The organism is Paenibacillus soyae, from assembly GCF_024623455.1.
In the GTDB taxonomy this organism is placed as follows: domain Bacteria; phylum Bacillota; class Bacilli; order Paenibacillales; family Paenibacillaceae; genus Pristimantibacillus; species Pristimantibacillus soyae.
Map to the genome: position 1 here is coordinate 1 of NZ_JANIPJ010000029.1, position 23,245 is coordinate 23,245.

The 23,245-nt window shown below is 48.8% G+C and carries 25 protein-coding genes; 7 read left to right on the forward strand and 18 right to left on the reverse strand.

What is annotated here, in order from left to right:
- Window positions 1–167: 167 nt before the first annotated feature.
- Window positions 168–2,234 carry a beta-galactosidase gene (locus NQZ67_RS27050; protein ID WP_257452124.1) on the reverse strand — a complete coding sequence of 689 codons (2,067 nt, stop codon included), beginning with the start codon at window positions 2,232–2,234 and terminating at the stop codon, window positions 168–170.
- Between the two features lie 134 nt (window positions 2,235–2,368).
- Between NQZ67_RS27050 and NQZ67_RS27055 the strand changes: the two genes are divergently transcribed.
- Window positions 2,369–3,214, forward strand: a complete 846-nt coding sequence (locus tag NQZ67_RS27055; RefSeq protein WP_257452125.1) for a helix-turn-helix transcriptional regulator — start codon at window positions 2,369–2,371, stop codon at window positions 3,212–3,214.
- A 247-nt stretch (window positions 3,215–3,461) separates the two neighbouring features.
- The gene (locus NQZ67_RS27060; protein WP_257452127.1) at window positions 3,462–4,115 is read left to right on the forward strand and encodes a FusB/FusC family EF-G-binding protein; all 654 of its coding nucleotides are present in this window, start codon (window positions 3,462–3,464) and stop codon (window positions 4,113–4,115) included.
- A 166-nt stretch (window positions 4,116–4,281) separates the two neighbouring features.
- Here the strand turns inward: NQZ67_RS27060 and NQZ67_RS27065 are convergent, their stop codons facing one another.
- The 5 genes from NQZ67_RS27065 to NQZ67_RS27085 all read right to left on the reverse strand — a co-directional run bounded on the left by NQZ67_RS27065 (window position 4,282) and on the right by NQZ67_RS27085 (window position 8,109).
- Window positions 4,282–4,791, reverse strand: coding sequence for a DinB family protein (locus tag NQZ67_RS27065; RefSeq protein WP_257452130.1), 510 nt, complete (start codon window positions 4,789–4,791; stop codon window positions 4,282–4,284).
- A gap of 342 nt (window positions 4,792–5,133) precedes the next feature.
- Window positions 5,134–5,775 (reverse strand): HAD family hydrolase, encoded by a 642-nt coding sequence (locus tag NQZ67_RS27070; RefSeq protein ID WP_257452132.1) that lies wholly within the window; start codon window positions 5,773–5,775, stop codon window positions 5,134–5,136.
- Window positions 5,776–5,941: 166 nt separating this feature from the next.
- Complete coding sequence (locus NQZ67_RS27075) at window positions 5,942–6,535, reverse strand: class I SAM-dependent methyltransferase (protein ID WP_257452133.1); 594 nt, start codon at window positions 6,533–6,535, stop codon at window positions 5,942–5,944.
- Between the two features lie 669 nt (window positions 6,536–7,204).
- Window positions 7,205–7,603, reverse strand: coding sequence for a nuclear transport factor 2 family protein (locus NQZ67_RS27080; protein ID WP_257452134.1), 399 nt, complete (start codon window positions 7,601–7,603; stop codon window positions 7,205–7,207).
- Window positions 7,604–7,644: 41 nt separating this feature from the next.
- Window positions 7,645–8,109: a DinB family protein gene (locus NQZ67_RS27085; RefSeq protein ID WP_257452135.1), complete on the reverse strand. Its 465-nt coding sequence runs from the start codon at window positions 8,107–8,109 to the stop codon at window positions 7,645–7,647.
- A 198-nt stretch (window positions 8,110–8,307) separates the two neighbouring features.
- On the opposite strand from NQZ67_RS27085, the gene NQZ67_RS27090 reads away from it, so the two are divergent.
- Window positions 8,308–9,219: a LysR family transcriptional regulator gene (locus NQZ67_RS27090; RefSeq protein ID WP_257452136.1), complete on the forward strand. Its 912-nt coding sequence runs from the start codon at window positions 8,308–8,310 to the stop codon at window positions 9,217–9,219.
- A gap of 81 nt (window positions 9,220–9,300) precedes the next feature.
- On the opposite strand, the gene NQZ67_RS27095 is transcribed toward NQZ67_RS27090, so the two are convergent.
- The 3 genes from NQZ67_RS27095 to NQZ67_RS27105 all read right to left on the reverse strand — a co-directional run bounded on the left by NQZ67_RS27095 (window position 9,301) and on the right by NQZ67_RS27105 (window position 11,548).
- On the reverse strand, window positions 9,301–9,906 hold the full coding sequence (locus NQZ67_RS27095; RefSeq protein ID WP_257452137.1) for a deoxynucleoside kinase: 606 nt from the start codon (window positions 9,904–9,906) through the stop codon (window positions 9,301–9,303).
- 144 nt (window positions 9,907–10,050) lie between these two features.
- On the reverse strand, window positions 10,051–10,758 hold the full coding sequence (locus tag NQZ67_RS27100; RefSeq protein ID WP_257452139.1) for a DNA alkylation repair protein: 708 nt from the start codon (window positions 10,756–10,758) through the stop codon (window positions 10,051–10,053).
- A 16-nt stretch (window positions 10,759–10,774) separates the two neighbouring features.
- Window positions 10,775–11,548, reverse strand: coding sequence for an ArsR/SmtB family transcription factor (locus tag NQZ67_RS27105; protein WP_257452140.1), 774 nt, complete (start codon window positions 11,546–11,548; stop codon window positions 10,775–10,777).
- A gap of 195 nt (window positions 11,549–11,743) precedes the next feature.
- Between NQZ67_RS27105 and NQZ67_RS27110 the strand changes: the two genes are divergently transcribed.
- Both NQZ67_RS27110 and NQZ67_RS27115 read left to right on the forward strand, forming a co-directional pair.
- On the forward strand, window positions 11,744–12,091 hold the full coding sequence (locus tag NQZ67_RS27110) for an ester cyclase (protein ID WP_257452141.1): 348 nt from the start codon (window positions 11,744–11,746) through the stop codon (window positions 12,089–12,091).
- A 39-nt stretch (window positions 12,092–12,130) separates the two neighbouring features.
- The gene (locus NQZ67_RS27115; RefSeq protein ID WP_257452142.1) at window positions 12,131–12,532 is read left to right on the forward strand and encodes an ester cyclase; all 402 of its coding nucleotides are present in this window, start codon (window positions 12,131–12,133) and stop codon (window positions 12,530–12,532) included.
- Window positions 12,533–12,727: 195 nt separating this feature from the next.
- On the opposite strand, the gene NQZ67_RS27120 is transcribed toward NQZ67_RS27115, so the two are convergent.
- Complete coding sequence (locus NQZ67_RS27120; protein ID WP_257452145.1) at window positions 12,728–13,759, reverse strand: Gfo/Idh/MocA family protein; 1,032 nt, start codon at window positions 13,757–13,759, stop codon at window positions 12,728–12,730.
- 29 nt (window positions 13,760–13,788) lie between these two features.
- Window positions 13,789–14,685 carry a sugar phosphate isomerase/epimerase family protein gene (locus NQZ67_RS27125; RefSeq protein WP_257452147.1) on the reverse strand — a complete coding sequence of 299 codons (897 nt, stop codon included), beginning with the start codon at window positions 14,683–14,685 and terminating at the stop codon, window positions 13,789–13,791.
- A 132-nt stretch (window positions 14,686–14,817) separates the two neighbouring features.
- Here NQZ67_RS27125 and NQZ67_RS27130 point away from each other — a divergent pair, with 132 nt between their 5' ends.
- Complete coding sequence (locus tag NQZ67_RS27130; RefSeq protein ID WP_257452149.1) at window positions 14,818–15,702, forward strand: AraC family transcriptional regulator; 885 nt, start codon at window positions 14,818–14,820, stop codon at window positions 15,700–15,702.
- 7 nt (window positions 15,703–15,709) lie between these two features.
- Here NQZ67_RS27130 and NQZ67_RS27135 read toward each other — a convergent pair whose 3' ends face one another.
- On the reverse strand, window positions 15,710–17,092 hold the full coding sequence (locus NQZ67_RS27135; protein ID WP_257452150.1) for an MFS transporter: 1,383 nt from the start codon (window positions 17,090–17,092) through the stop codon (window positions 15,710–15,712).
- Window positions 17,093–17,241: 149 nt separating this feature from the next.
- On the opposite strand from NQZ67_RS27135, the gene NQZ67_RS27140 reads away from it, so the two are divergent.
- Complete coding sequence (locus NQZ67_RS27140; protein WP_257452152.1) at window positions 17,242–18,084, forward strand: helix-turn-helix transcriptional regulator; 843 nt, start codon at window positions 17,242–17,244, stop codon at window positions 18,082–18,084.
- An 88-nt stretch (window positions 18,085–18,172) separates the two neighbouring features.
- Here the strand turns inward: NQZ67_RS27140 and NQZ67_RS27145 are convergent, their stop codons facing one another.
- From NQZ67_RS27145 to NQZ67_RS27170, 6 genes are all read right to left on the reverse strand, one after another.
- Window positions 18,173–19,093 carry a helix-turn-helix transcriptional regulator gene (locus tag NQZ67_RS27145; protein WP_257452153.1) on the reverse strand — a complete coding sequence of 307 codons (921 nt, stop codon included), beginning with the start codon at window positions 19,091–19,093 and terminating at the stop codon, window positions 18,173–18,175.
- A gap of 26 nt (window positions 19,094–19,119) precedes the next feature.
- On the reverse strand, window positions 19,120–20,220 hold the full coding sequence (locus NQZ67_RS27150; RefSeq protein ID WP_257452155.1) for a winged helix DNA-binding domain-containing protein: 1,101 nt from the start codon (window positions 20,218–20,220) through the stop codon (window positions 19,120–19,122).
- Window positions 20,221–20,223: 3 nt separating this feature from the next.
- The gene (locus tag NQZ67_RS27155) at window positions 20,224–21,390 is read right to left on the reverse strand and encodes an epoxide hydrolase family protein (protein ID WP_257452157.1); all 1,167 of its coding nucleotides are present in this window, start codon (window positions 21,388–21,390) and stop codon (window positions 20,224–20,226) included.
- 167 nt (window positions 21,391–21,557) lie between these two features.
- Window positions 21,558–22,118, reverse strand: coding sequence for a histidine phosphatase family protein (locus tag NQZ67_RS27160; protein WP_257452159.1), 561 nt, complete (start codon window positions 22,116–22,118; stop codon window positions 21,558–21,560).
- A complete protein-coding gene (locus tag NQZ67_RS27165) occupies window positions 22,115–22,642 on the reverse strand; it encodes a GyrI-like domain-containing protein (protein WP_257452162.1) in 528 nt (175 codons plus the stop codon). Before NQZ67_RS27165 ends, NQZ67_RS27160 begins: the two co-directional genes overlap by 4 nt.
- Complete coding sequence (locus tag NQZ67_RS27170) at window positions 22,639–23,163, reverse strand: hypothetical protein (RefSeq protein ID WP_257452163.1); 525 nt, start codon at window positions 23,161–23,163, stop codon at window positions 22,639–22,641. Before NQZ67_RS27170 ends, NQZ67_RS27165 begins: the two co-directional genes overlap by 4 nt.
- Between the last annotated feature and the right edge of the window lie 82 nt (window positions 23,164–23,245).

The following is a 23,245-nucleotide window of genomic DNA, read 5'->3' on the forward strand; positions in this document are numbered from 1 at the left end:
TGCCTCCAGCTTCCTTCAGATTCCGCCTCGCGACGGACACCCTTGCTCTTGGCTAACGGTAGGCGTTCGCCAGCCCCCGTTCGGGACTTTCACCCTAGAGATGACGCCCATGCTGGGCGTACAAAAAACGAAAGAGCAGCACATGCATGCTGCTCTTTCTTCCTTCATTATTTTCGAATCGCTTTGCGTTTCAGAACCGATATGCCGCTCACCGGAAGGCCGACAACCGTTTCCGCCATCTCGCCGGTCTCTACATCCGTGTAGCTCTGCTCGTCCAGCTTCACTTGCTTCGCTTCGCCGCTGAAATTCATGAGGAATACGTAATCCGATTCTCCATCCGTTCGAAGCGCGGCCGTAACGCCGGAAGGAAGCTCCGTCTCAAGCGCCCGCGCGATTCCCGCTTCGTTCACAATGGAAGTATAGAACGCGAGCAAGAAGTCTTCTTTATGGCGGGCTGCCATGTAATACGCTTTGCCTTGGCCAAGCTTGTTAACGGTCAGTGCCGGACGTCCCGCGTAGAAGCTGTCCGTATACGTGCCGAGCACCTCGGCCTGCTCCGCATGGATCAGCTCGCAAATTTCATGGGCTTCGAACGTGCCGGACAGTCCGAGCGCATTGTCTGGCAGCAGCGCCAGTCCGTTGCGGTCTTCATCGTACAGGCCTTCGATTTCTTCAGCCCAGATGCCGAGCGTCTTGCGCAGCGGTCCCGGGAAGCCTCCGAGATGGCAGAGGTCATGCTCGTCCACAATGCCCGACCAATACGTCGCGACCAACGTGCCGCCGTTCTCCACGAATCGCTCGAGCTTGCGCCCCGTTTCTTCGCGGCACAAGTACAGCATCGGCGCGACAATGAGCTTGTACGGTCCAAAGTCGTCTTCGCTGCCGATGACGTCCGTCGGCACCCCTTGCTCCCAGAACGCGCGATGATGCTTCAGCACCGTCTCTTCGTAGTGGATTCCCATATTGCGAGGTCCCTGAGCGTCCTTCACCGCCCAACGATTATCCCAATCGAATAGAATCGCCGTCTCCGCAGGCGTCGACGTGCCGGTAATCTCCGAGATATCCGCCAACGTTTGTCCTAATTCGGCGACGTCCTTGAACACGCGCGTATGCTCGTGACCGGCATGGTCCACGACCGCCCCGTGGAATTTCTCGCTCGAGCCCCGGCTTTTGCGCCATTGGAAGTATTGCACCGAATCCGAGCCGTGAGCGATCGCTTGCAGCGAAGAAAGGCGATGCATGCCAGGCTGCTTCAGCTTGCTGACCGGCTGCCAGTTCGTGAGGCTCGGCGTGCTCTCCATCAGCAGGAACGGCTTGCGCATGATCGAACGGTACAAGTCATGGTAGAAAGCGATTGAGGCTCCGAGCTCGATATCGTCGTTGCCTTGGTGCCAGGTCGGATAGGCATCCCATGAGATGAAATCCAGCACGTCCGCAAACTTGCGGTAATCGAGTCCTTCGATCATATGCATATTCGTCGTAGCTGGCAGGTCGGGATTGGCCCCCTTCACCGAATCGATCTCGTGCTTGCAGAAGTCGATTGTCTGATCCGTCACGAACCGGCGCCAGTCCAGATTTTGGCCATGCACCATATTTTCCCCGTGCGGCGCCGGAGACTCCACTTGGCTCCAATCGGTGTAGGTATGCGCCCAGAAGCTTGTCCACCAAGCCTTGTTCAGAGCTTCGAGCGATCCGTATTTGTTCTGAAGCCATGCTCGGAATGCATCTTGGCATAGGTCGCAGTGGCAGTCCCCGCCGAATTCGTTCGAGATATGCCAGCCCAGCACGGCCGGATGATGAGCGTAACGCTCGGCCAGCTTGCCGTTGATGATCGACGTCTTCTCGCGGTAAGCCGGGGACGTGTAGCAGTGGTTATGTCTCATCCCGTGAAGGTTGCGGACGCGGTTTTTCTCGACGCGCAGCACCTCCGGGTACTTGGCGGACAGCCAAGCTGGCCGCGCGCCGCTCGGCGTGGCGAGCCAGGCGTAAATGCCGTTCTGCTGGAACCGCTCCAGCAATTGATCCAGCCAATCGAAGCGGAATTGTCCTTCTGTTGGTTCGATAGCGGCCCAAGAGAAGATGCCGATCGCCATCACGTTGCAGCCGGCGAGCTTCATTAGCCTGATGTCTTCCTCGAGCACCTTCGGGTCATGCAGCCATTGGTCGGGGTTGTAGTCGGCTCCGTGCATGAGAACGGGCAGCTTTGCGCTGATTGGAGCATGTTTGAGTGTCATCGTTTATTTGCACCTCTTAATCGTCATATTCGCTTATTCTACTTTTGATCATAGACGAAAATACGATTATAATCATAGAACAGAATGACCAATAAATCGTCCGATCTTAACATGGACATGGGGTGAACTCTTGTATGATGCCTTTCCTGCTAGCCGAACATGCCAATATAGAGAAACCCCTCCCGCTGTATGTGTTCTGCGTAGGCAGTCACGAGCAGAAGGAAATTGACCGACGGCAGAACGGATATCCCGCCCACCAGCTGTTCCTGACGCGCCGCGGCAAAGGAACGTTCCGTTTCGACGATGGCCGGGAATTCACGCTTACGCGGCGAATGGCTTTTTTGCTGCCGGCCCATTCGGGGCATCATTACCGGCCAGACGAGTCGGAGGACGTATGGGATCTCGGATTCGTTGCGTTCCAGGGCGGCGCGGCGGACGCGCTAATGGCACAATTGGGCGATTTAGCGCTGAATGCCGTGGAGGCTCCCAACTTCGATCAGCTATGGCATCAGCTCGAAGCGATCTGGCATGTAATTAATCAAGGCAGCGAGCAAGCGTATGAAGCTTCCCGCCGCATGTACGACATGCTGCTCACCTTCATGGAAGGGCAGCACCCGGTAAGCCGAACGTCAAAGAAGGTGTATCCGGCGGACCAGCCGAACCCGGCTCTGCAATCGGCCGTCCGTCTCATCCACGACCACTATGACGAAAGGCTGCTGCTGTCCAACGTCGCAAGAGCCGCCGGGTATTCGGTGCAGCATTTCCACCGGCTGTTCGTCGCGAACTACGGCGTCACTCCCCAGCAATACATCCTTCAGCTGAGAATGAGGCGCTCTCTGCAGCTGTTCGAGGACTATCCGGGCATTACGGTCGATCGCGTCGCCGAGAAGCTGGGCATGGACACCAGTTATTTTATCCGGATGTTCAAGCGAACGTACGGGATTACGCCGAAGCAGCATGCGAAGAACGGCGCCAACTAGGGAGGCTTCGACGCTTCCCGTTTCCTTTTTCCGCGGTCGCGATTATAATAGAAGGATCTGAAAACTCGGAGGTGGTACTCGTGGCAATTCGAGATTGCCGGATTGGCACAGCCTCATGCAAAGCCTGAGATGGAGGCGATACTTTGCATGGATCGGGCGCTAATCGCCGGAATAAGCATTTATCGTTTCTAATAGCGGGCTTTGCACCTTAATTGGCTTATCCAATTTATATAAGGGGCTGAGTTGTATGTGCCAACCGTTTATTAGAAACTATCAATATAATGAAATTAGAAAGCAGGCCGAGTCCGTTCTTCGCGCTCTTCGGTCGGTCGGGGATCCCAAGATCGTGGACTCCGTTCGCTGCGGGGCCGAGCTTAAAGTGAAGGAGCTGTTCCAAGACTTAAGCACCGAGAACCGAACGCTGCTGGAAGCCATTACCGAGCTTAGAACGGCTGAAGAGCTTCATTCTTATCTGCAATCGCTCGAGCCGTACCTGATTCCGTTCCCCGCCCTGACCGAGGGGCAGATTCGGAAGCTGTTTCCCAAGAATAAGAAGCTGAAGCTTCCCAACCTGTCGGACTTCGATTGGCGTTATCTCACCTACTTGAGCTGGAACGATATTGCCACAGGCAAGAAGTTCATCGTCTATCATAACGGCGAACAATTCCTGGGTATTGAAGGACGGTTCACGGCAACGAACAAGAAGAGCTACTGCTTCGCCTGCAACCGCTACGAGGAGCTGGTGCTATACTCGGCCGTCACGAAGAAGCGCCCTGCGCAGGCTTCCTCCGATTATTACAAATCGGTAGGCCATTATGTATGCGCGGACGGCCATACGTGCAATAGCAACATGACGGATGCGGCTTCGCTCGAGAAGTTCATTCATTCCGTTCTGGGGTAGGAGCAGAATGATAAGGGTTGCAAAGGAAAGTTGGTAAAGTAAAGAATTAGACTGACCGCCGAAATGCAAACAGCGACTGCTAGGGACGAGAAACAAAGTCCTTGGCGGTCGCTGTTTTTATTGAACCATGTCTATCACACGAACAAGTGCCATAACGAAAGAACGACTAACTCAAATAACGATTTCGGATGACCTCCATGTGATGAAGCTCGTGTCCTGCGATGCCGTGAGCGAGGGCGCGAACCGTAATGCTTGCATTGTTGGCTATACCCTTGCGGGACCACGCCTCCGTCGGCAACCCGCACAGCAGCGTGATCGTCGATTGCCGTACGGCCCGGTAGTCTTCTGCCAATTGCGCGGTTGTCCAGCTTCCGAAAGGAGGAATGAACAATTCCTGATCGAAACCGGGCAGAGGCGTCTGATCACCTCTTGCAAATCGGAGAAGGCGGTAGGTCATGACGCGCTCACTGTCTGCGATGTGGCCCACGACTTCTTTCAGCGTCCATTTTCCTTCCGCATACCGATAGGCGCTCTGGCTTTCGCTCAACGATGCCAACAGCTCGGACATCTGCTTTTCCTGGGCGACCAGAATGTCGATGATGTTGCCTTCCGGCACTAACCGGATATACTCGCCGACGTTCCCGGCGTATTCTTCTTCTGACGGTCTTTGATTCATGGCTAAATCACCTTTCTATGAACAAATAGATTTTATGAGATACGAAACTTCGGTATGTCTAATGAATTCGCGAAAGAAATGAACTTTCCTTCCAACAATTGAGAGTAAGCAACTACTTAGTTGGTTGGCCGCCACGCCGCTCTTTAGCTTAATGATGGAGTATCGTCCGGGCCAGGAAATAAAGTCAGACTTCCAAGCAATAGGAATTCGGAGCGGTGCAAGGTTAAGTTTCATTTACCCTTCCACAAGAAAACGGCTGTCGGCTGCCGTCATGTCATGGTGCTATCGACTCCCATTCGAGCTTAATCCAGTCGAGTACGGGACGCGCTGGCGAATGCTCTCTCAGGTTACTTTCAGGATAATGTCTTTTAGTTCGATCAAAGTCTTGATCCGATAGCTGGCCTGTGAGAAGTCATGTGTATTTGTGAAGTCGTTATGGACAATCGCACAATCGATACCAGCCGCAACGGCTGAGTTCAACCCTCTGTTTGAATCCTCTACAACCAAGGTCTCTTCTTTGGTTGCTCCGAACCGCTTTAGGCCGGTCAAGTATGGTTCCGGGTGCGGCTTGGTACGATCGTAATCTTCACGTACAAGGACGAATTCCATGAATTGTGTAATCTGGCGATTTTCATGAATAAGTTGAAAATCCGCACGCTTTGCAGTCGTCACGATGGCCATGCGGACGTACTTTGACAGTTCGGCTAGAGTTTCAACTACGCCTTCAATCTCTATGGCTTCTGTTCTTAGATAATCCTGATAATAGGCATTGCGGACCTCACGCTGCTTGCTGATAGTTTGTTCATCAATACCTGCAGCCTTTGCTTGGGCCCAAGTGCCCAATGACTGGGTCATGTCGTGGAGGTATTGTTCTTTATCCAAGGTAAATCCAATGTCAGCCAGAGCGCGTTCTCCCGCTTTGTAATACCAGAATTCAGTATCAACCAGAACACCATCATGATCAAAGAGTATGTACTTTTTCATTGGTTCGCTCTCCTTTGTCAGCTGCGACAACCATGATCGCATTCGAATTACTGTCTGGTTAATGTCGACTTAGATCAGATTAGTATATTTAAGTTCTTTTGAAGCCGCTCCTTATGCGGAAGGCTGCATGTTCTCTGTGATCGTTGAGCGATCGTTCTCCGCTCAATCATTTTTTGATTTTACATATGAAGAAAGGGTACTCAGGAAAAGCATTGTACAAGTTTTTTTCTTCTAACTGATAATTCGTTTGTTTCAGGTATTCTTCTAACATTTCTAACGAAGAGTATTTTAAGTTAGCCATAAACATAAGGTATCCATCAGGGTTTAATAAGCTTAAACACGAATCTAAACACTTCTTGAAGTCACCAGTCTCGTTAATTGCAGAGCCTATTAAGGTCACAATATCAAAGTTTTCTTTTGGTAGGTCAGAATCGAAAATACTTTTACACAACACTTTAGAGGGATTAGGATGACCTTCCCGTTGTTGTCTGTAAGCGAATATTTCGCATATTTCGTTGTTAATATCAATACTTGTTATGTTCCCTTTGCCTTTTAGCCAATATCCAAGGTAATCATCCCAATCTCCTGTTCCAATCCCAACATTACATACCTGAATTCCATCAGTAACTGAAAAAGTTTTTCTTACGAAATCCCTTGTTATCAATTCTGTATGTATGCATTGTGGGGATGAATTCCATTCTCCAGCTTCAGGACTTTTAAGTTCAAGGTAATAATTAAGTAGTTTTTCATCCATATTCATCGATGAAGGCCCTCCAATTTGTTCCAATTTACAAATAGGATTCAATATATTCCCCAAATAACCTGCCTGGTTATTCGAATTAACCTCCCGAGGGAGTTCAACAAAGACAGCCTATCGCGCAGATCGGCTGTCTTCATGTCTTTATTGAGCTATCGTTCCCCTATAGCGTAAATAACCCAGTCATACCTTAGTGATAATGTAATTATCAATTAATTCAATAAGATGGGGGTTCTTCGTATGTCGACGATAAAAATGAATTGATTGGGCAGTTTCAAAGCAATCCCACTGAATCATAATATCTAAATCATCCATCTCGAAATCTTCTATGCCATGCACAACAAGCGAAGTTGATACATCAAAGCTCAGTGATTATCGTATATTTCCCATTAAATTAAACTCCCGTTACTTCAACGCACAACGGCAACCGAATGTGAAGCCAGCTGCCGTAACGTTCCCAGTTAACGTAACATTCAAAAGATATCTTTTGTTACTTATTCCTACTTAAGACGCTCAGCACGTCATGTTGGTTGTGCTAAATTGCCAGTTAACGTAAGGAGGCTGCCTATCGACACCGGCACCCTCTCTTGTTCATTTATTCAACTATCGTCTCCCGTAACGAGGCGGCCGTACGAATGCGACAGCCTCGTGGAATACGCTCTCGAGAAACAATCAATCCTCTCTAAAAGAAGCCTCCAAGGCGCCTGTATCTTCAAAGCCCCGAAAATACTTAATCTTGCCGTCTTCCACTTCGCAAACCACCGCCCAATAGCTTTCAAAAATTTTACCTGTAGGCCGAATCCGATGTTTAAACCTTCCCCAAGCCATAGCAGTGGTTTTATCAGCAAGGATCTTATGGATCACGAATTCTTGGGTAATGAGATCTGTCTGGAATTTAGACAATAGCGTCCTTACGCCCTCTATCCCATGATAGGTTCCATAAAAGTAATGTCTGTCCGTCTCCTTCTCGAATGCCGCGATAAACGTAGCATCTTGGTGCACATAACTAAGGGCTTTATCAACATCGATTAAACTTTGAAAATACTGCTGCAAAATTTCATTCGGTTTCATATCGCATCGTTCTCCTTTTTAGTGTTTGTTCATGCTAAAGCTTATTGCATCGCTTTAAGCTGGCCCGAAATGATGCCAAGGTGTATGGCTTCGTGCATCAGCGCGAAGTTGAACAACTCCCCGGAGGTAGTGAATTCGAACGGGCCCATAATAAACGGCGATTGCAGATTGATGTCCAGCGTTTCGGGCGTCAGCTCGGAGAGACGGGATAGCTGTGCCATTAACATCTCGGTCAACTCTTCCTTCGAAAGCGGTGCAACCGTCCAATCCGCAGGTTTTGTTCCCGAACCAAACAGAACTTCATATTGAGGAGAAATTGCGCATGGGAATCCAAAAGATAGTGTGAGATATTTATCCATCCAATACACCATATGACCCACATTCCAACGAATCGTGTTGTTGAAGCCTTTCGGCTGAATATCGAATTTATCCTCCGAAACGCCCTGTAGCTGCCCAATGACGATCTGACGCAGAACTTTTCCGGTAGTAATAATCGATTTACCCATTGTATACCGCCTCCAAATTAAGTTGCTGTAAGTGTTTTGCTTTCATATCCAAAGTGTACCTTTCTCACTACATGGCAACAATCACGAGATTCCGATTCAAATGATCGGTTTTAGTAATGATTAAATGGGGGTTCGGATTTACGGGATTACCCTTTATAATGATGAACGGGGACCACTTATTTAAAGGGGGAGTGAAGAGTGGAATTAAGACAGCTTGAGTATTTTGCCGCCGTCTGTAAGGAAATGCATTTCTCAAGGGCTGCCGAGAATCTATGCACGACACAGTCGAACGTGAGTCAGCAGATCAAGTTTTTGGAGAACGAGCTCGGGATGCCTCTGTTCGATCGCATAGGCAAACGGATCGCTTTAACGGATGCGGGTAAAATCTTGCTGGAACAAAGCCATATCATCTTCGAACGGATCGACTATATAAAGGGATCGATTACGGATCTGAAGCGAATGGAAGGCGCCAGGCTCGACATCGGGATTCTTCCTGGAGACGGAGATTTACTTTTTGATGCACTGTTGATTGATTTCCACCGAAGACATCCCAAGCTTTCCATACGTGTTACGGAGTCCGTCGACGTGTATGAACAAGTTGTCAACGGCACAAGGGATCTTGGAGTTACCATTGTGCCTGAGAATCCTGATCATCGCATCTCGATCATCCATTTGTTCCACGAGGAGTTTGCTTTGGCCATCCATTCCGATCACCCCTTTGCGAAGTCAAAGGCGATCTCCTTTGAACAATTACAGCAGCTAAAAATGGTCATGTTCAGTCCGGAGCATCAGATTACGAAGGTCATCCTATCTTGTTGCAAAGAAAAAGGGATTTCAATAGACAACCCCATAGAAACCTCTACGTTATCGACGCTTCTGTCCTTAGTCGAACAAGGGATCGGAGCGGCCATTCTTCCGCGACTGTTGCTTGATTACCTGAAACGCGATAACATTTCAGCCGTAACGCTGCTCAATCCTACACCAAGCCAGGATATTTGCATCTTGTATCGAACGGATAAATTTATGGGGCAAGCTGCAGAACTTTTCATAAGCGAATTGCAGTCTTTCATTCGAAGTGTAACGGAGCTTTCCACTCGGTCGTTGGGGTAGATGAGGCACTGATTATAAGAGCAACATTATTCTACAAGACTGCCGATTGCTTAACGTAGCGCCGGCAGTCTGTCGAAAGAATTATTCCAGCTCCGCCAGCTTTGCGTCTATTAGGGCAAGAACATAATTGCGATCTTCTTCGTTGTTATCAAAATCAATGCCATCAACGTTGATTTTTAGAATAGGCGATGAATGGTATTGCTCAAAATATTCGGTATAATACTCGTTCAGCTTTTCCCAATAGCCGCGTTCCACGATCTGCTCATAGTCCCGGCCACGCTTTTTGATGCGCTCGATTGCGCTATCTACCGACAACTCCAGGTATACCATCAGCTTTGGAGCTTTGCAGTGTTCAATCATGTTCTCGAACAAGTCGATATACAGATTGAACTCCTCGGTCGTCATTTCACCGCTGTTGTGAAGCATCCGCGCAAAGATCAGATCCCCGTAAATCGAACGATCCAAGACCGCATTCCGGGTCTGCGAAGCTTCTTTAATATGCCGGAAACGTTGATTCAGAAAAAAGATCTGCAGACTAAAACTATATCGCTCACGGTCATAGTAGAACTTGTCCAGAAGCGGATTGTCTACTACTGGTTCCTGAAACGGTGTAAAGCCTCTCTCTTTGACCAGAATATTCATCAGTGTACTCTTACCTGCACCTACTACCGCATCTATTACAACCATGTCCCATCTTCCTCCCTGATGTAGTTTTTCTAGATGTTTTGAAAATTGCGTGTTGCTCACCTCGGATTTTACACAGCTTTATGTAGTTTTTCGGTTTCTAAAGGACGCATTGTGAGTGCTACAATCAGGCAGCTTTCAGTTGGGTTAACAAATGCAGGTCTTTTTCTTGCTGCCGATTTTGCCCATCGCCTCGATCTTGTTGATATAATCCATTGCAAGCGGCACTTTGCACGCCGTATTGCCGACATCCACCTGTACGCTGCCAACCGTCTCTGCGACTGTCTTCGCTTCCTCCGTTAATGCCTCAACGTATGTGCCTACCGAAATAACGAAAGAATTCATCACATAGCGGACCCAGTTGCGTTCGCTGTGGATGGTGTCGCGCACTCTGGTCAAATAACCGCGTATCTCCTCCATGTCGAGCGCTTCGTCCGGCGCAACCGATACATAATTCGCATACGTGCTCCATCCGCTTACAGCGACCAGTTCCTCCGGCGATTCCATCCACTCCACCGCCAATTCGCGCGCGTAAGGACTTTCCGCGGCCACTCTCGCAACCGTATATTCGGCGGGTGAATGCCAGTTGGCTCCCGCCACCCAATGCTGCAGCTGTTCTTTGGTGATCGTCTTCGGATTGACGCTAAGTCCTGCCAGGTACATCGCATCGTAGTTGCCGGATTTATACAGCTGCAGAGCGAGAGCTTGATCTTTTTTCACATGCTTAACAAGCTTCTTCATGTCCCCGATTTTGACGCCAAAGAATGGCTCTTTCGCGCCATGGCGAATATAAGTGTTTTTCGTCTGTTCACTGCCCATGCCAGCTAATGCCTGCATAATTTCTTCATAGGTCATCTATTGTTCACGCTCCTTAATTAAATTTGCTGCTAGCGAGCATCTCGCCGGTTTCAAGCAACGTCTTCATTCCGGAAAGCACGATTGGCAGCCCGTTCTCAAGAATCTTCGCCGTGCTCGCCGCCTGTTCAAACTCATCATGCACCACGGTTACGAGGGTTACGTCTTGAAGCTCGGCATGCGAGCCGATCTCCCACGTTATGCGTGACGGGGTGTCCCCCTCCGTACCCGGAACCGCAAGAAACCGCCAGCTCATCACAAGTTTGTTCGGAGGCTCCAGCTCGAGAATGATCCCTTCCGCTTTCTTCTCCTCTCCGTTCCACAGCTCAAATGGTTCATCCACCTTCCAGGAGGAGCGAATGGCGCAATTGAACCAAAATTTCGACGTTTTGATCGGATCCGTGAGTGCTTGCCACACTTGTTCAGGCGTTGCTTTGATCGCTATCCGGTTCACACGAGAAGGCTTTATTTCCATCCTTGTATCACGCTCCAATTCGTTTTGAAGGGATGTTAATCCCGTCGCCCATGGTTCGGCGTATTTGCTCACCCATCGTTCATAGATCTGCCGGATGGGTACCGAATTCAAATAATGCAGCTTCTCACGGCCTACTTTTCTCGTGGTAATAAGCCCAGCTTCCTCCAATATTTTTAGATGCTTCATCACGCCGAATCGGGACATATCCAGCGGTTCGCAGAGATCAATCAGCGTCCGTCCGTCAGAAGCGTGAAGCAAATCTAAAAGCATGCGGCGGCTGGGATCCGAAAGCGCTTTGAATATGTCATTCTCCATTCTAAACACCGCCTCCCCAACTTTTACAAAAAAAGAGCTTTGCATGCACTTGACACGTTACCAAATAGTAACGTATTATAAAACCACAACAAGTGACTCAATAGTCACATATTATCACAAACGGATCTGTTTGTCAGCCGGCGGCATCCATATCCATCTACACCGACAAAAATCGTTAAAGAGGAGATGTGTTGCATGAAAACGACGGAACAAAAAAATGCGGAAGCGGTGACTGCGTTTATCGAGGATGGTAAGAATCGGTGCCTGTTGGAGAGAACCGATCAATTTTTTGCCGCGCAAATAACGGAGGCCTTTACGGATCGGCAATTTGCCGTGGACGACATACTGGCTCAAGGGGAAAAAGTCATCGCTAGAATCTTCATGACGGCCGTGCATGAAGGCCATTTTGCAGGAAATGCACCTACGGGCAAGGTCGTGAAGGCTACACAGTTCCGAGAATTCCGCGTTATGGAAGGGAACATCGTCGAGCATCGCGGCTGGTTCGATACGGCTACGCTTTTACCACAAATTCAGGCCAATTAAGTCAATGTCTCATCATCCATTCATAAGGAGTTGTTCGGAATGAAGACGCTGGAGCAAAACAATGTGGAAACGGTAAACCAATTTATCGAATCATTTTGGAATCAGAGTGAATTCGACTCTGTCGATCGATTTCTGTCCGACGATTACCGAGAGCTTTCTTATCAATCGAAGGAAGGACTGAAACGATTCGCCGCAACGATCTTAGAAGCATTTCCCGATAAACGCTACACCGTTGAAGAGATCATCGGCCAAGGGGAAAAGGTGCTCGTTAGAATGACTGTGAGAGGGACACATCAAGGCGTGTTCTTTGGGACCGCGCCCACGGGCAATACGATTGATGTGACGCTTTACCGTCAATATCGAGTCGTGGATGGCAGGATCGCCGAGCATCGGGGCTGGATCGATATGGTCACCATGTGGAGCCAGATTCGAGGCAATTAATTCATCATAAATTTTGCTCTGAGGCCGCCATGCAAAGTATGACCCCAACAATGCGCTGTCATTGTTAGGGTCATACTTTTTTCCACAATAGAATTTATAAGTTTTCGAGCCTTCGAAAACGGAAATTCTATTTGGCGATAAATCCTACATCTAGACGCGGTCGCTCATCTTTGAATGGCCTCGATATAGGATTTCTCAATAATAGTTGCGCAAATCAATCTTTCGTCCTTCTCTCGCGCTATGGATGGCGCCATAAACCATCGCCATGCTTTTAATGTTATCCCGGCAATCCGTCTCTGCTGTCCTGCCTTCAATCAAAGCCGAATACATTTCATCGAAGCAGCCTTCATGGCCCGATCTGCCTGTCCAGCTCCTCGCAATGTCCAAAGGAGTATAATCACGAATAAACTTCCCGTTCTGATCGCCTGGCGCTACAACCTCTGCGTGCAGATTGTCGGCCCCATCCCATAGCGCAGTTCCTTTATCTCCATTAACGCGCCACTCGGCATCCCATGAAGTTGGCTTGCCCTCGGCGCTCCAAGAGCCGCGATAGGAGAACACCGAGCCGTCTGACATCTCGAATATACAGATGGCGCTTGCGTTGCCCGCATACCATGACCCCTGAGGATTAAATTCATGACAATAGACGGAAACAGGGTCGGCTCCCGTCAAATACCGAGCCTGATCAAAAGTATGGATCGCCATATCAAGAATGAGCGGACTATCCATCATGTCTCTGAACCCGCCAAAGTGCGGAGCAAGGAAAAAATCAGCTCCAATATAACCCACCTTGCCAATTTTACCTTCCTTGATTACGCCCCGCAGAGCCCTTATCGGCGCGTTAAAACGCCTGTTCTGCATAACGGTGTAAGTACGGCCTGTATTCTCTGATAAGGCTACAAGTTCGCGAGCTTCTTCCATGGATTCGGCCATCGGCTTCTCGCCGAACACATCTGCGCCTAAACGCATGGCAGTCGAACAGATATGGAAATGGCTGGCCGGAATGGTGACGTCATACACCAGATTAGCGCCCGTATCCTTTATTGCTTCAGCGAGATCCGTATATAATTTGCAATTCAAACCATGTCGTTCAGCCATCGCTTGAGCGAATTCCAGCTTGATATCGACCAATCCAACGATCGTCGCATTGGATCGCTGCAATGCATCCTTCACCCAAGCGTTCGCCATGCCGCCGCAGCCTGCGACAACGATAGTAAACTCCCTCATTTGTACGAAACCTCCTTTTTCGAATTGTATTATTTCGGATTAGGAATATAATCGCCGCCGCGGCATCGTTTAAGATAATGCAAAGCATGGACTTGCCCGGTCATTTCCAGCTCGCCTTTATATACAGGGTCGTGCCATCCTTCGATATCTATCGTTCCTTGATAACCCGCCTGTCGCAAGATGGTAATAACATCCGTCCAATTCGTGTCGCCAAAGCCAGGCGTACGATGCCACACAAACTGACCAGGACCATGTATGCCGTTCTCCCGAACAAGATCCCAAGCTATAGAAGCGTCCTTGCCATGAACATGGAACACTTTGTCCACCCACTTGCGCAGCTGCGGAATGGGATCAATTAAACTGACCATCTGGTGACAAGGCTCCCACTCCAGGCCAATATTATCGGCCGGAACCGCATTGAACATCCTCTCCCATGCCGATGGGTTGTGGGCTATATTCCAATCCCCCGACTGCCATGTCCCTCCCATATCGCAATTTTCGAAGGCTAGTCGTACGCCCCGGTCCGCCGCTCTTCTCGCCAGCTCGCCGAATACCTCGGCAAAACGCGGGATAGATTCATCTATGGATAAGCCCGTAAGTCTTCCCGTAAACCCCGAGACAAGATTGGCGCCGAATAGATGCGCATGATCGATCAGCCTTTCCCAGCTGGCCAATGTGTCGGCATTATCGCCGGTTCCTGTCAGCGGATTTCCAAAAACGCTTAGAGCAGAAATAACGATATCATCGTCCCCGATTGCCTCTCGCACTCGCTCCGCCGTCTCGGCTAAGTCGAGCTTCCCCGTGGTTTGCCAAAAGCTTAGGTTAAAGGATTCGAAGCCATGTTCTTTAATTTGCGGAATGACTCGCGCCGCATCTCCTCCACCTACCATCGTTCCGACTCGAATACCTGCATGCTTCCCATTCATACGATTACACTCCTATCTTATTCAAAATAGAATTGATAAAATGAGTATAACCGCACGATAACAGTCCTTCTCTATATAATCCTACGACTTAATCGTCTTATCTTACGATTATTAAGAAGAGGTGAATAATAAATGACCCATCCCATCGAATTGCGCGAAAACACTTATCTTATCGACAATCACTATCCATTGAATTTATTTCTAAATCGATGTCAAGTAGGTGAGGTTGGCAGAACCGCGTTATATTTGCATTGGCACGACCACTTCGAATTCATATACGTGACAGCAGGAAATGTAACCTTTCACATTGACGGCCAGCAATATGACGCATCTCCGGGCGACATTTTAATCGTGCCTAGCGGAGTCCTTCATGTTGGATATGCGGCTTCGAACGAAGAAATCCAGTATTGGGCGCTCGTCTTTAACCGAACGCTTCTGGAAGGTGCTGCTAGCGACCCTATTCATGGTCGTTATTTACATCCATATTTGCAGGGCAAGCTTCGATTCCCGGTCAAAATAAATGATTCCTTACTGCTCGCTCCCATACGTGATATCTTCCATGATATTATTGCCGAATTCGAGGAGAGGGCGCATGTCTACGAGTTGATCGTGAAGGCTAAAATCTATATGATGTTCGCAATTCTCGCGCGCAACTATTTACAAGATGAGGAGGTCAGTTTCTCTGACTCCTATGAAAAACGCATGGAGAGGTTTAAACACTTAATCCTTTATATTCAGGAGCACATCGGAGAGAAATTGCCGTTATCTGAAGCTGCCCGGATCGTCAATTTAACACCCAATCATTTTTGCAAACTATTCAAGGCCGCGACAGGACTTACGTTCGTAGACTATCTCAACCGACTCAGAATCGATAAGGCCGCGACGTTGTTACGCGAAGGCTTCTCGGTCACGGAAACGGCAAGCCGAGTCGGATGCGATAATTTGAACTACTTCACGAAGCTTTACAAAAAAATTAAGGGAGTCACACCTTCGGAGACAAAAAGGCTATTAGGTTAAAATACCGTTATTGTTTTCTGCCGATAAACACGTAGGATAGTAAACTGCCGCCGAATAATATAATAGTTATAACGATAAGCGACATATGCATTCCGGCGATAAACGATTTGCTGCCGCTCAGAATGGAGCCGAGGATGGCGACCCCCAGCGTCGCTCCAAGCTGGCGGCTAGAATTGAGGGCGCCTGATACTGAACCAGTCTGTTCCTTGGGGACGGAAGAGATGACGGCCGCCATCAATGAGGGAATCGTAAAGGATACTCCGAAACCGATCAACAGCAATCCAACCATCGTCATGACATAACTCGTGTTCACTTCCGTCCGCACTAGCAGCAATGTACCCGCTGCACCTAGGACAAAGCCGGCTGTCATCGGTATACGCGCCCCGATTCTGCCAACAATCCGACCGGTCAGAATGGGATTGAAGGCTAATGGAATCATCATAGGAAGGAGCGCAAGTCCGGCTATGTGGGCCGTTAATCCCCGCGTTTGTTGAAAAAATAATGGTAATATAAATAGAATTCCCGACAGGCCGATGTTAATCGCCATCCCGGCAAGCATTCCAGCCGATACGGTCGCATTCCTAAATATCCGCAACGGAAGTAACGGTGACTTGCCGTGCGCTTCAACAATCAAAAATATGATGGCGGATAGCAATGCCAGACTAAATGCCGTGATAATAACCGGAGAATTCCATCCGTACGTCTCCCCCTCCATGAGTCCGAATGACAATGCGGTTATGGCGACAATTGCCGTAATTTGGCCCCACAAGTCAAAGCCTTTCCACGTTTTACGGTCCGTCTCCCTAACGAGCAAGAAAGTCATGAGTAAGCTAATGCCTGCGAGCGGCACGTTGATTAGGAAGATGCTGCGCCAGCCGAACGAGTCCACTAATACCCCGCCAACAACAGGTCCTGCCGCCATTGCTGCCCCGGTAACCGCTGCCCAAATGCCAAGCGCCCGGGCACGTTCAATCGGTGCTGGGTAAGCATGGGCAAGCAAGGTGAGCGAAGCTGGCATTAGAGCTGCGCCTCCTATACCGAGAATCGCACGCAGGGCGATAAACGCGCCTAGCGTCGACACGGCAGCCGAGATGGCGGATGCTGCGAGAAATAGGAAAAGACCTACCGTATAGACACGTTTGGCTCCAAGCCTGTCGGCTAAGGCACCCATTGATAGCAATAAACCGGCAAACACGATTGTGTAAGCGTTAACCACCCATTGAAGACCGGATATCCCCCCACCCAGCTCGGCGCGAATCGCGGGCAGAGCGACGCTCACCACTGTCATATCCAAGAGCACCATAAAATATCCGAGCGAAAGCCCGAGTAGCAACAGCCCTTTGGCCAGCTTCCCTCTACCGATGGACTTTACCTGCATTGCTTTCTCCAAAGTCAGTTCCCTCCATTGCAATATTTAGTATTCATCGTTTCGTCTCGTTGAAAGTGTATAATGAATGAGATACTAGAATAAGATGAGAGTTTATCATAGGAGAAATTCTCCTACGATATAAGTCTTGCAAGGAGAGGAGGAGCAAATTGATGGACCAATCAAGCAATACGCGGCTTAATGAGCTAGCACAGTTTCTGAGAACGCGCCGCGCCCGTATTTCACCCGAGCATGCCGGTCTGCCGAATGCAGGCCGTCGGCGCACGCCGGGACTAAGACGCGCGGAAGTGGCGCAGCTCTCGGGCGTCAGCGTGGACTGGTATACATGGTTAGAGCAAGCGCGAAACATACAGGTGTCGGCTCAAGTGCTAGAAAACATTGCCCGCGCTCTTCAGCTTGATTCGAATGAACGCAAGCATTTATTTTTACTGGCACTTCAGCAGCTGCCTGCCGATCTTACGCCTGTCGAAAATTCCATTAGTCCTACGCTTCAGAACTTTCTTGACCTCCAAGAGACAAGTCCAGCCTATGTTACCGACCAGCGCCTAAATATTGTTGCATGGAACAAGGCTGCAAATTTGATTTATGGGGATTATGGAGCCATGTCGAGACGCGAGCGTAATACGGTTTGGCGGACGTTCACTTCGCCATACGTGCGTGAATTGCTTCAAGGAAACTGGGAAAGGCACGCCCGGCATCGTTTAGCTCATTTTCGCGCCAGCTACGGTAAATTCGCAGGTGATCCATGGTGGATGGAACTCATTGAGGACCTGAAGCAAGTAAGCGCGGAATTTAGAGAATGGTGGCCACAGCACGATGTTCTCAATGGACCCGAAGGAAAGAAAATGAATCATCACCCGACGGCCGGACTACTTGTGTTTGACCAAATTTCGTTTCTTGTATCTGATTCTCCCCATCTTACGGTCACGATTAATATACCGGCAAATGATAATGATACGATCCCCAAGCTTAAACAGCTTTTATCGAATAATTGATACATAATCAGCCCGATCTTATCGATCGGGCTGAATCTTTTTCGCTATACGATGTTCAGAGTGGACTGTTACGCCTTGACGTTCACGTTCATAGCCTGTAAAGCTCAACCATCCTCTGGATTTGAAGCTGCATATTCATAATTAAGTCCGGGGGCTCCAGCACTTTCACCATGCTGCCATAGCTCAGAATCTTCTGGATCGCTCGTTCCTTGGATGAAAAATAGGTGATAAGCGACAAGGTTCCGTCGGCATTCACGAGGACTTGGTCGAAACCGAACTCATCGCGCACCCGGGTTTTCATCTCCGGTTGAAAGAGTAATACCGCTTGCACTCTTTTGAAATCGGTTCTGTTCATGAATTGTTTCTCGACATCCTGCAGCGTATAATCCCGTCTTGCAAAGTGTTCCGGCAAAACCTTCAACTCTCCAATACGGGACAAGCGAAATACGCGGATGTCCAAACGCGTTAAACAATAACCGTATACATACCAAACATATCCTTTGAGGAAAAGACCCATCGGTTCCAGCTTGCGTTCGGTTTCCGCGCCTTTGTTATCCAAGTAGGTAAATGAAACGTGTTGAAGGTCTTTGATTGCCTGGCGTAATGGCCCCATATGCGCTTTATCGTTCGGCGCCGGTTTGAAATCGAAATCTACAATATTCTGGTCCCTAGCCGTGTTCTGCTCCGGCATTAACGCGCCAATTCGTTCTATTAATCGATCGATTTCGAGTTGATCCGTCGCGGATCTTACTCCGCGCAAGGCTGAGCAGATGGACGAGAAATCTTCCATTGATAATACCTGCTTTTCCAATCGATAGCCCTGCATAATCTCATATCCGCCGTCCGATCCGGCGAAAGACACAATAGGGATCCCAGCTTGATTAATCGCATCCATGTCGCGATAGATCGTTCGCAGAGAAACCTCGAATCGCTTGGCTAGGTCAATAGCGCTGACGCGAGGTTGATTCAATAACGTCATGGTAATCGCAAGCAAACGATCCAGTTTCATGGAACGACCTCCAATCATCTATACTCTTATTCTACATTTGAAAACCCAACTTTTCTATGCTTTGCATCCGAAACGGCGAATTGCAGCATACGAGCCCCTTCCTCGGACAGAGCGTCCTGCTCCTGTTGAGTAAGCTTGCGAAAAGGTTCTATATGCAGTTCAGCGTTATTCCCCCCGCTCGTCAGCTTCCAGGTTCCGGCGACGAAGCCGTCGATCAGAAAGGTTGCACGGATGATGCCATTCGATGTGAATACGCGTTTCCGGTACACCTCATCCATGATTCGGCCGCGGTCCGCATAGGACAGCAGCATATTATCGAATTCGCCAAGAAACCTTGGTGCAGACGGCGTATCGGCTTCTGGCCGAGGAGCGTCCGGCAGATCGTACAACACCTCGCCTCGTTCGTTTCGGAATGTGATCAGATACGGAAGTAGAGTTCGTATAACATCATTTATTCTGGTAAGTCCTGACCAAACCTGAATATCCTTGATCGTAGCCGGCCCGAAAGCGGACAAATAACTCCGAATGAGCCATTCCGGCTCGGGCGATGAGGATAAAGGCTGGCCGAGCCATGCTTCAACTGAGGTATGTACAGCCTGGCCGCTTTCCCCCCATATGCCCCGAGGCGGAATCTGCACTAACGGCACCCTATTCCGAACCGCTCCCGCTGCCGCCTCCGGATCGAGCCCCGACCAAAGCTCGCATAGTCGTATGCCCATTTCACGAAGCGTCATGGGATCCTTCTCAACCAGCTCCCTTCCGGCAGCAGCAAGCGCTTCTTGATCTATTTCATTTAACTGCCTGCCAAAGGCTCCCTTCAGGCTGCGGTCCATGACGGGCTGCAGCAAGGGACGCAGCTGCAATGCGTCGCGGGAAGAGACAAGGTGCAAGGTAGAACGCATCAGCGCCATGCGTACAACCTGCTTATTTTTCAAAAGCCCGGATAGTTCTTCATGCCGAAAATCTTCTATACGCGACCACAAACCGTAATAAGGGGCGAGCGAGGATTGCGCCTGCATCCCAACCAGCTTCTCAATGGCATCCAAGACGGGGAGATTCACACGGCGAAGCAGCAGTTGCCTTGCTAGCAGCGCGCGGTTCAACTCGCGGTTACTGAGTATTTTCATGGGTTAACGGAATCTTCGGAAGAAAGACTGGATGTCAGGGATTAGAAGATCCGGCGCGTCCATTGCCGCGAAGTGGGTTCCTCGTTCAAATTCCGACCATTGCACAATGTTCGTATTGTCGCGTTCGGCAAAACGCTTTATCGATTTGAAATCATCTCCGAATATCGCAACTCCTGTTGGAGTCGTATTCGGTCCCTGCGGCTCCTGCCCGTTGTTATGCGCATTCTCGTAATATAAGCGCGCGGACGATTCCGCCGTATTGGTCAGCCAATACAAAGTGACGTTGGTCAGGAAAGCATCCCGGTCGATAAAATCCACATGGTCGCCAAAGCCGCAAAATAACTCGGCAATCCAAGCAAGCTGTCCTGACGGCGAGTCTGCCAGCCCATAGGAGAGCGTTTGCGGGCGTGTGGATTGAATCGAGTTAAAACCCGCCCGTTCATGAAAGTTAGCCAGAAATTGAAGCTTCCGCTGATCTTCTTCCGTTAAGTCAGCCATCTCCGCCGGATCCCCGGAAGGGAATGAAAACAGCTGCAGCACATGAATAGCGCGTAGTCCCTCCGGCTTCTGAATGCCAAGCTCTCTGGACACAAGCGCGCCGCAATCGCTGCCGTGCGAGCCGTATTCCGTATATCCCAAGCGCTTCATTAGGGCATCCCATGCTCTGGCAATGCGAGCGATATCCCATCCGGCTTCAAGAACCGGTCCCGAGAAGCCGAACCCAGGAACAGAAGGAATAACCAGGTGGAACGCTTGGGCCGGATCGCCGCCATGACTGCGCGGATCGCTGAGCGGACCGATGAGCTCCAAGAACTCAACAATTGAACTAGGCCATGCATGGGTAAGCAGCAGCGGGAACGCGTCAGGCTCAGGCGAACGAACATGCAAAAAATGGATGCTGGCGCCATCAATATTCGTAGTGAACTGCGGGTACTCATTCAGACGAGCTTCGTATTTGCGCCAATCATATTCTTTCTCCCAATAAGCCGCTAATTCTTTCACATAATCGAGCGAAACTCCATATTTCCAGCCAGCTCCGTCTAACGATTCCGGCCAACGAGTGCGAGACAAACGATTCCGAAGGTCATTCAGATCATCTTGCGTGACGGAGATATGGAACGGTTGAATTTCTGTGCTCGCTTCGGAATTAACTGGCTTTGCATTTGTCATGGGAACATCCTCCTTGAGATGGGTTCGATTGTTTTGCTTACAATACCTATACTAATCCATGCACCCTGACAACATTATGTCAGGGTGCATGAGCTGCGAAACTTTTATTTTCATCAGCCCATAAACACAATGAAGCTGCCGGTCGAGCCGGCAGCTTCACAAGAAATCTATTCATTCCACATTCTTATTACTTCTTTTAATTCCAGGTCTTCAAATTGCATTTTATAGATATCCGGTTTCTTTAATTGGTCTAGAAAATCCAAGCCATAATTGGAATCAAAATAATTCATCATCAAAGTCATGACAAGACCGTGCGTTCCAATAGCAATTTTCTTCCCTTTGTGTTCTTTTAATACGGTTTTGAGGACCGCGATTGACCTATTCTGACAATCCGCGTTAGATTCGCCGCCTGGCAAGGCATATTCAGGGTTGTAGAAGTTATTCCTAATATTGGACATTAAATCAACAATTTCATCTGAAGAAAAATGGCGTTCCCTTAGATCTTCAAAGGTTTCGATCTCTAAGTTTAAGTGTTGAGCCAATCCCTCAACACTTCGTACAGCCCGGGAATATGGACTGGAAATGATGATGTCTATTCCTTCACCCATGAGCAACTTCGTTACTTTTTCAACATCAGCCTTCCCCTTTGCGGTAAGGCCTCTAGTTCTTTCATTTCCTTCATCATATGGTGATTCGGCATGCCTAACCATATAGATAGTGGTTTTCATACTGACCTCCTAACTAACCCACCGTGATCATCTGTAATTTTAATTGCCAGATCGACTTCCCATTTTGACTTTCGATGCTCAATTTGGGGATTGGTCAAGTAGGCTTCATAGCGGCAGCGAAATCCATCGCCTTTCGCATCATCCCAGCGATCCCAGCGAATCCCGTTTTCTTTGGCCCATTCGATGAGCGCTTTATTTCCTCTCATACCTGAGCCACGATAAGTCAAGTTCGCATAATATCCTGCCTGAAGCACTCCCGGAGTGACATGCGAGTCACCTGGCAGGGTCCTGTTCATCTGAATACCAAATTCAATATCCATCTCTCCGGCCATATCGATGACATGATATCTCAAGAATGCGGGGCCTTCTGGATGAATCCCCTGTACCTTGAACCAGGCATACAGCTCCTTGCGTAGTTTGTCGACCACGCCAAACATCCCTTGAAATGGCGTCTGTACTCGTATGCCCATGTAATGTTTTTCGTCGCGATACTCGATGTTGGCTTCACCGATTTCGAATGTCATGGGTCTCCTCTTTTCTTACTTTTTATTAAAGCAAATTCAGTTGATATAGAAGAACCATCAGAATTGTCGAATTTAATCTTCCAGTTGCCTTCTTGCGAGAGTCCCCACTGCATTTCACTCACATAGATGCTTCCTGGTGGAACGGAGTCTTCGATCCAATTGTTCTTTAACGGAGAACTTAGTCGAACATTTAAATTTTTTAATCCCTTGTTATAAACGTATAACTGTAATGTCTCATCTTTGCCATCAAGACGTGCCTTGTACTCAAAAAGACTAGAAGCTTGACCATCGGCAAGTATAGATTGATTATAAACAGCCGTTTTTAACACAATATCCTCCGGCATCGTTTGCACCTCGAGCGTATGCACATAAGGAGTTTCAGAGAAGGATGTTGTCTCCATCGATTTATGCTCTTTCGCTTTGTTTTGAGTTAAACGGTCTGGTGGAATCAAGCAAAATGCTAAAAGCACAGCTCCTGCGAACAAAAGCAGACAACCATAAAGCAATCGTTTTTTTTCCACTTTCCTCTTACACCCCATCCATAATACACAATTAACGTTAGTAGAAATGTAATCGTTGCGAAAACTGTAAAAAAACTTATAA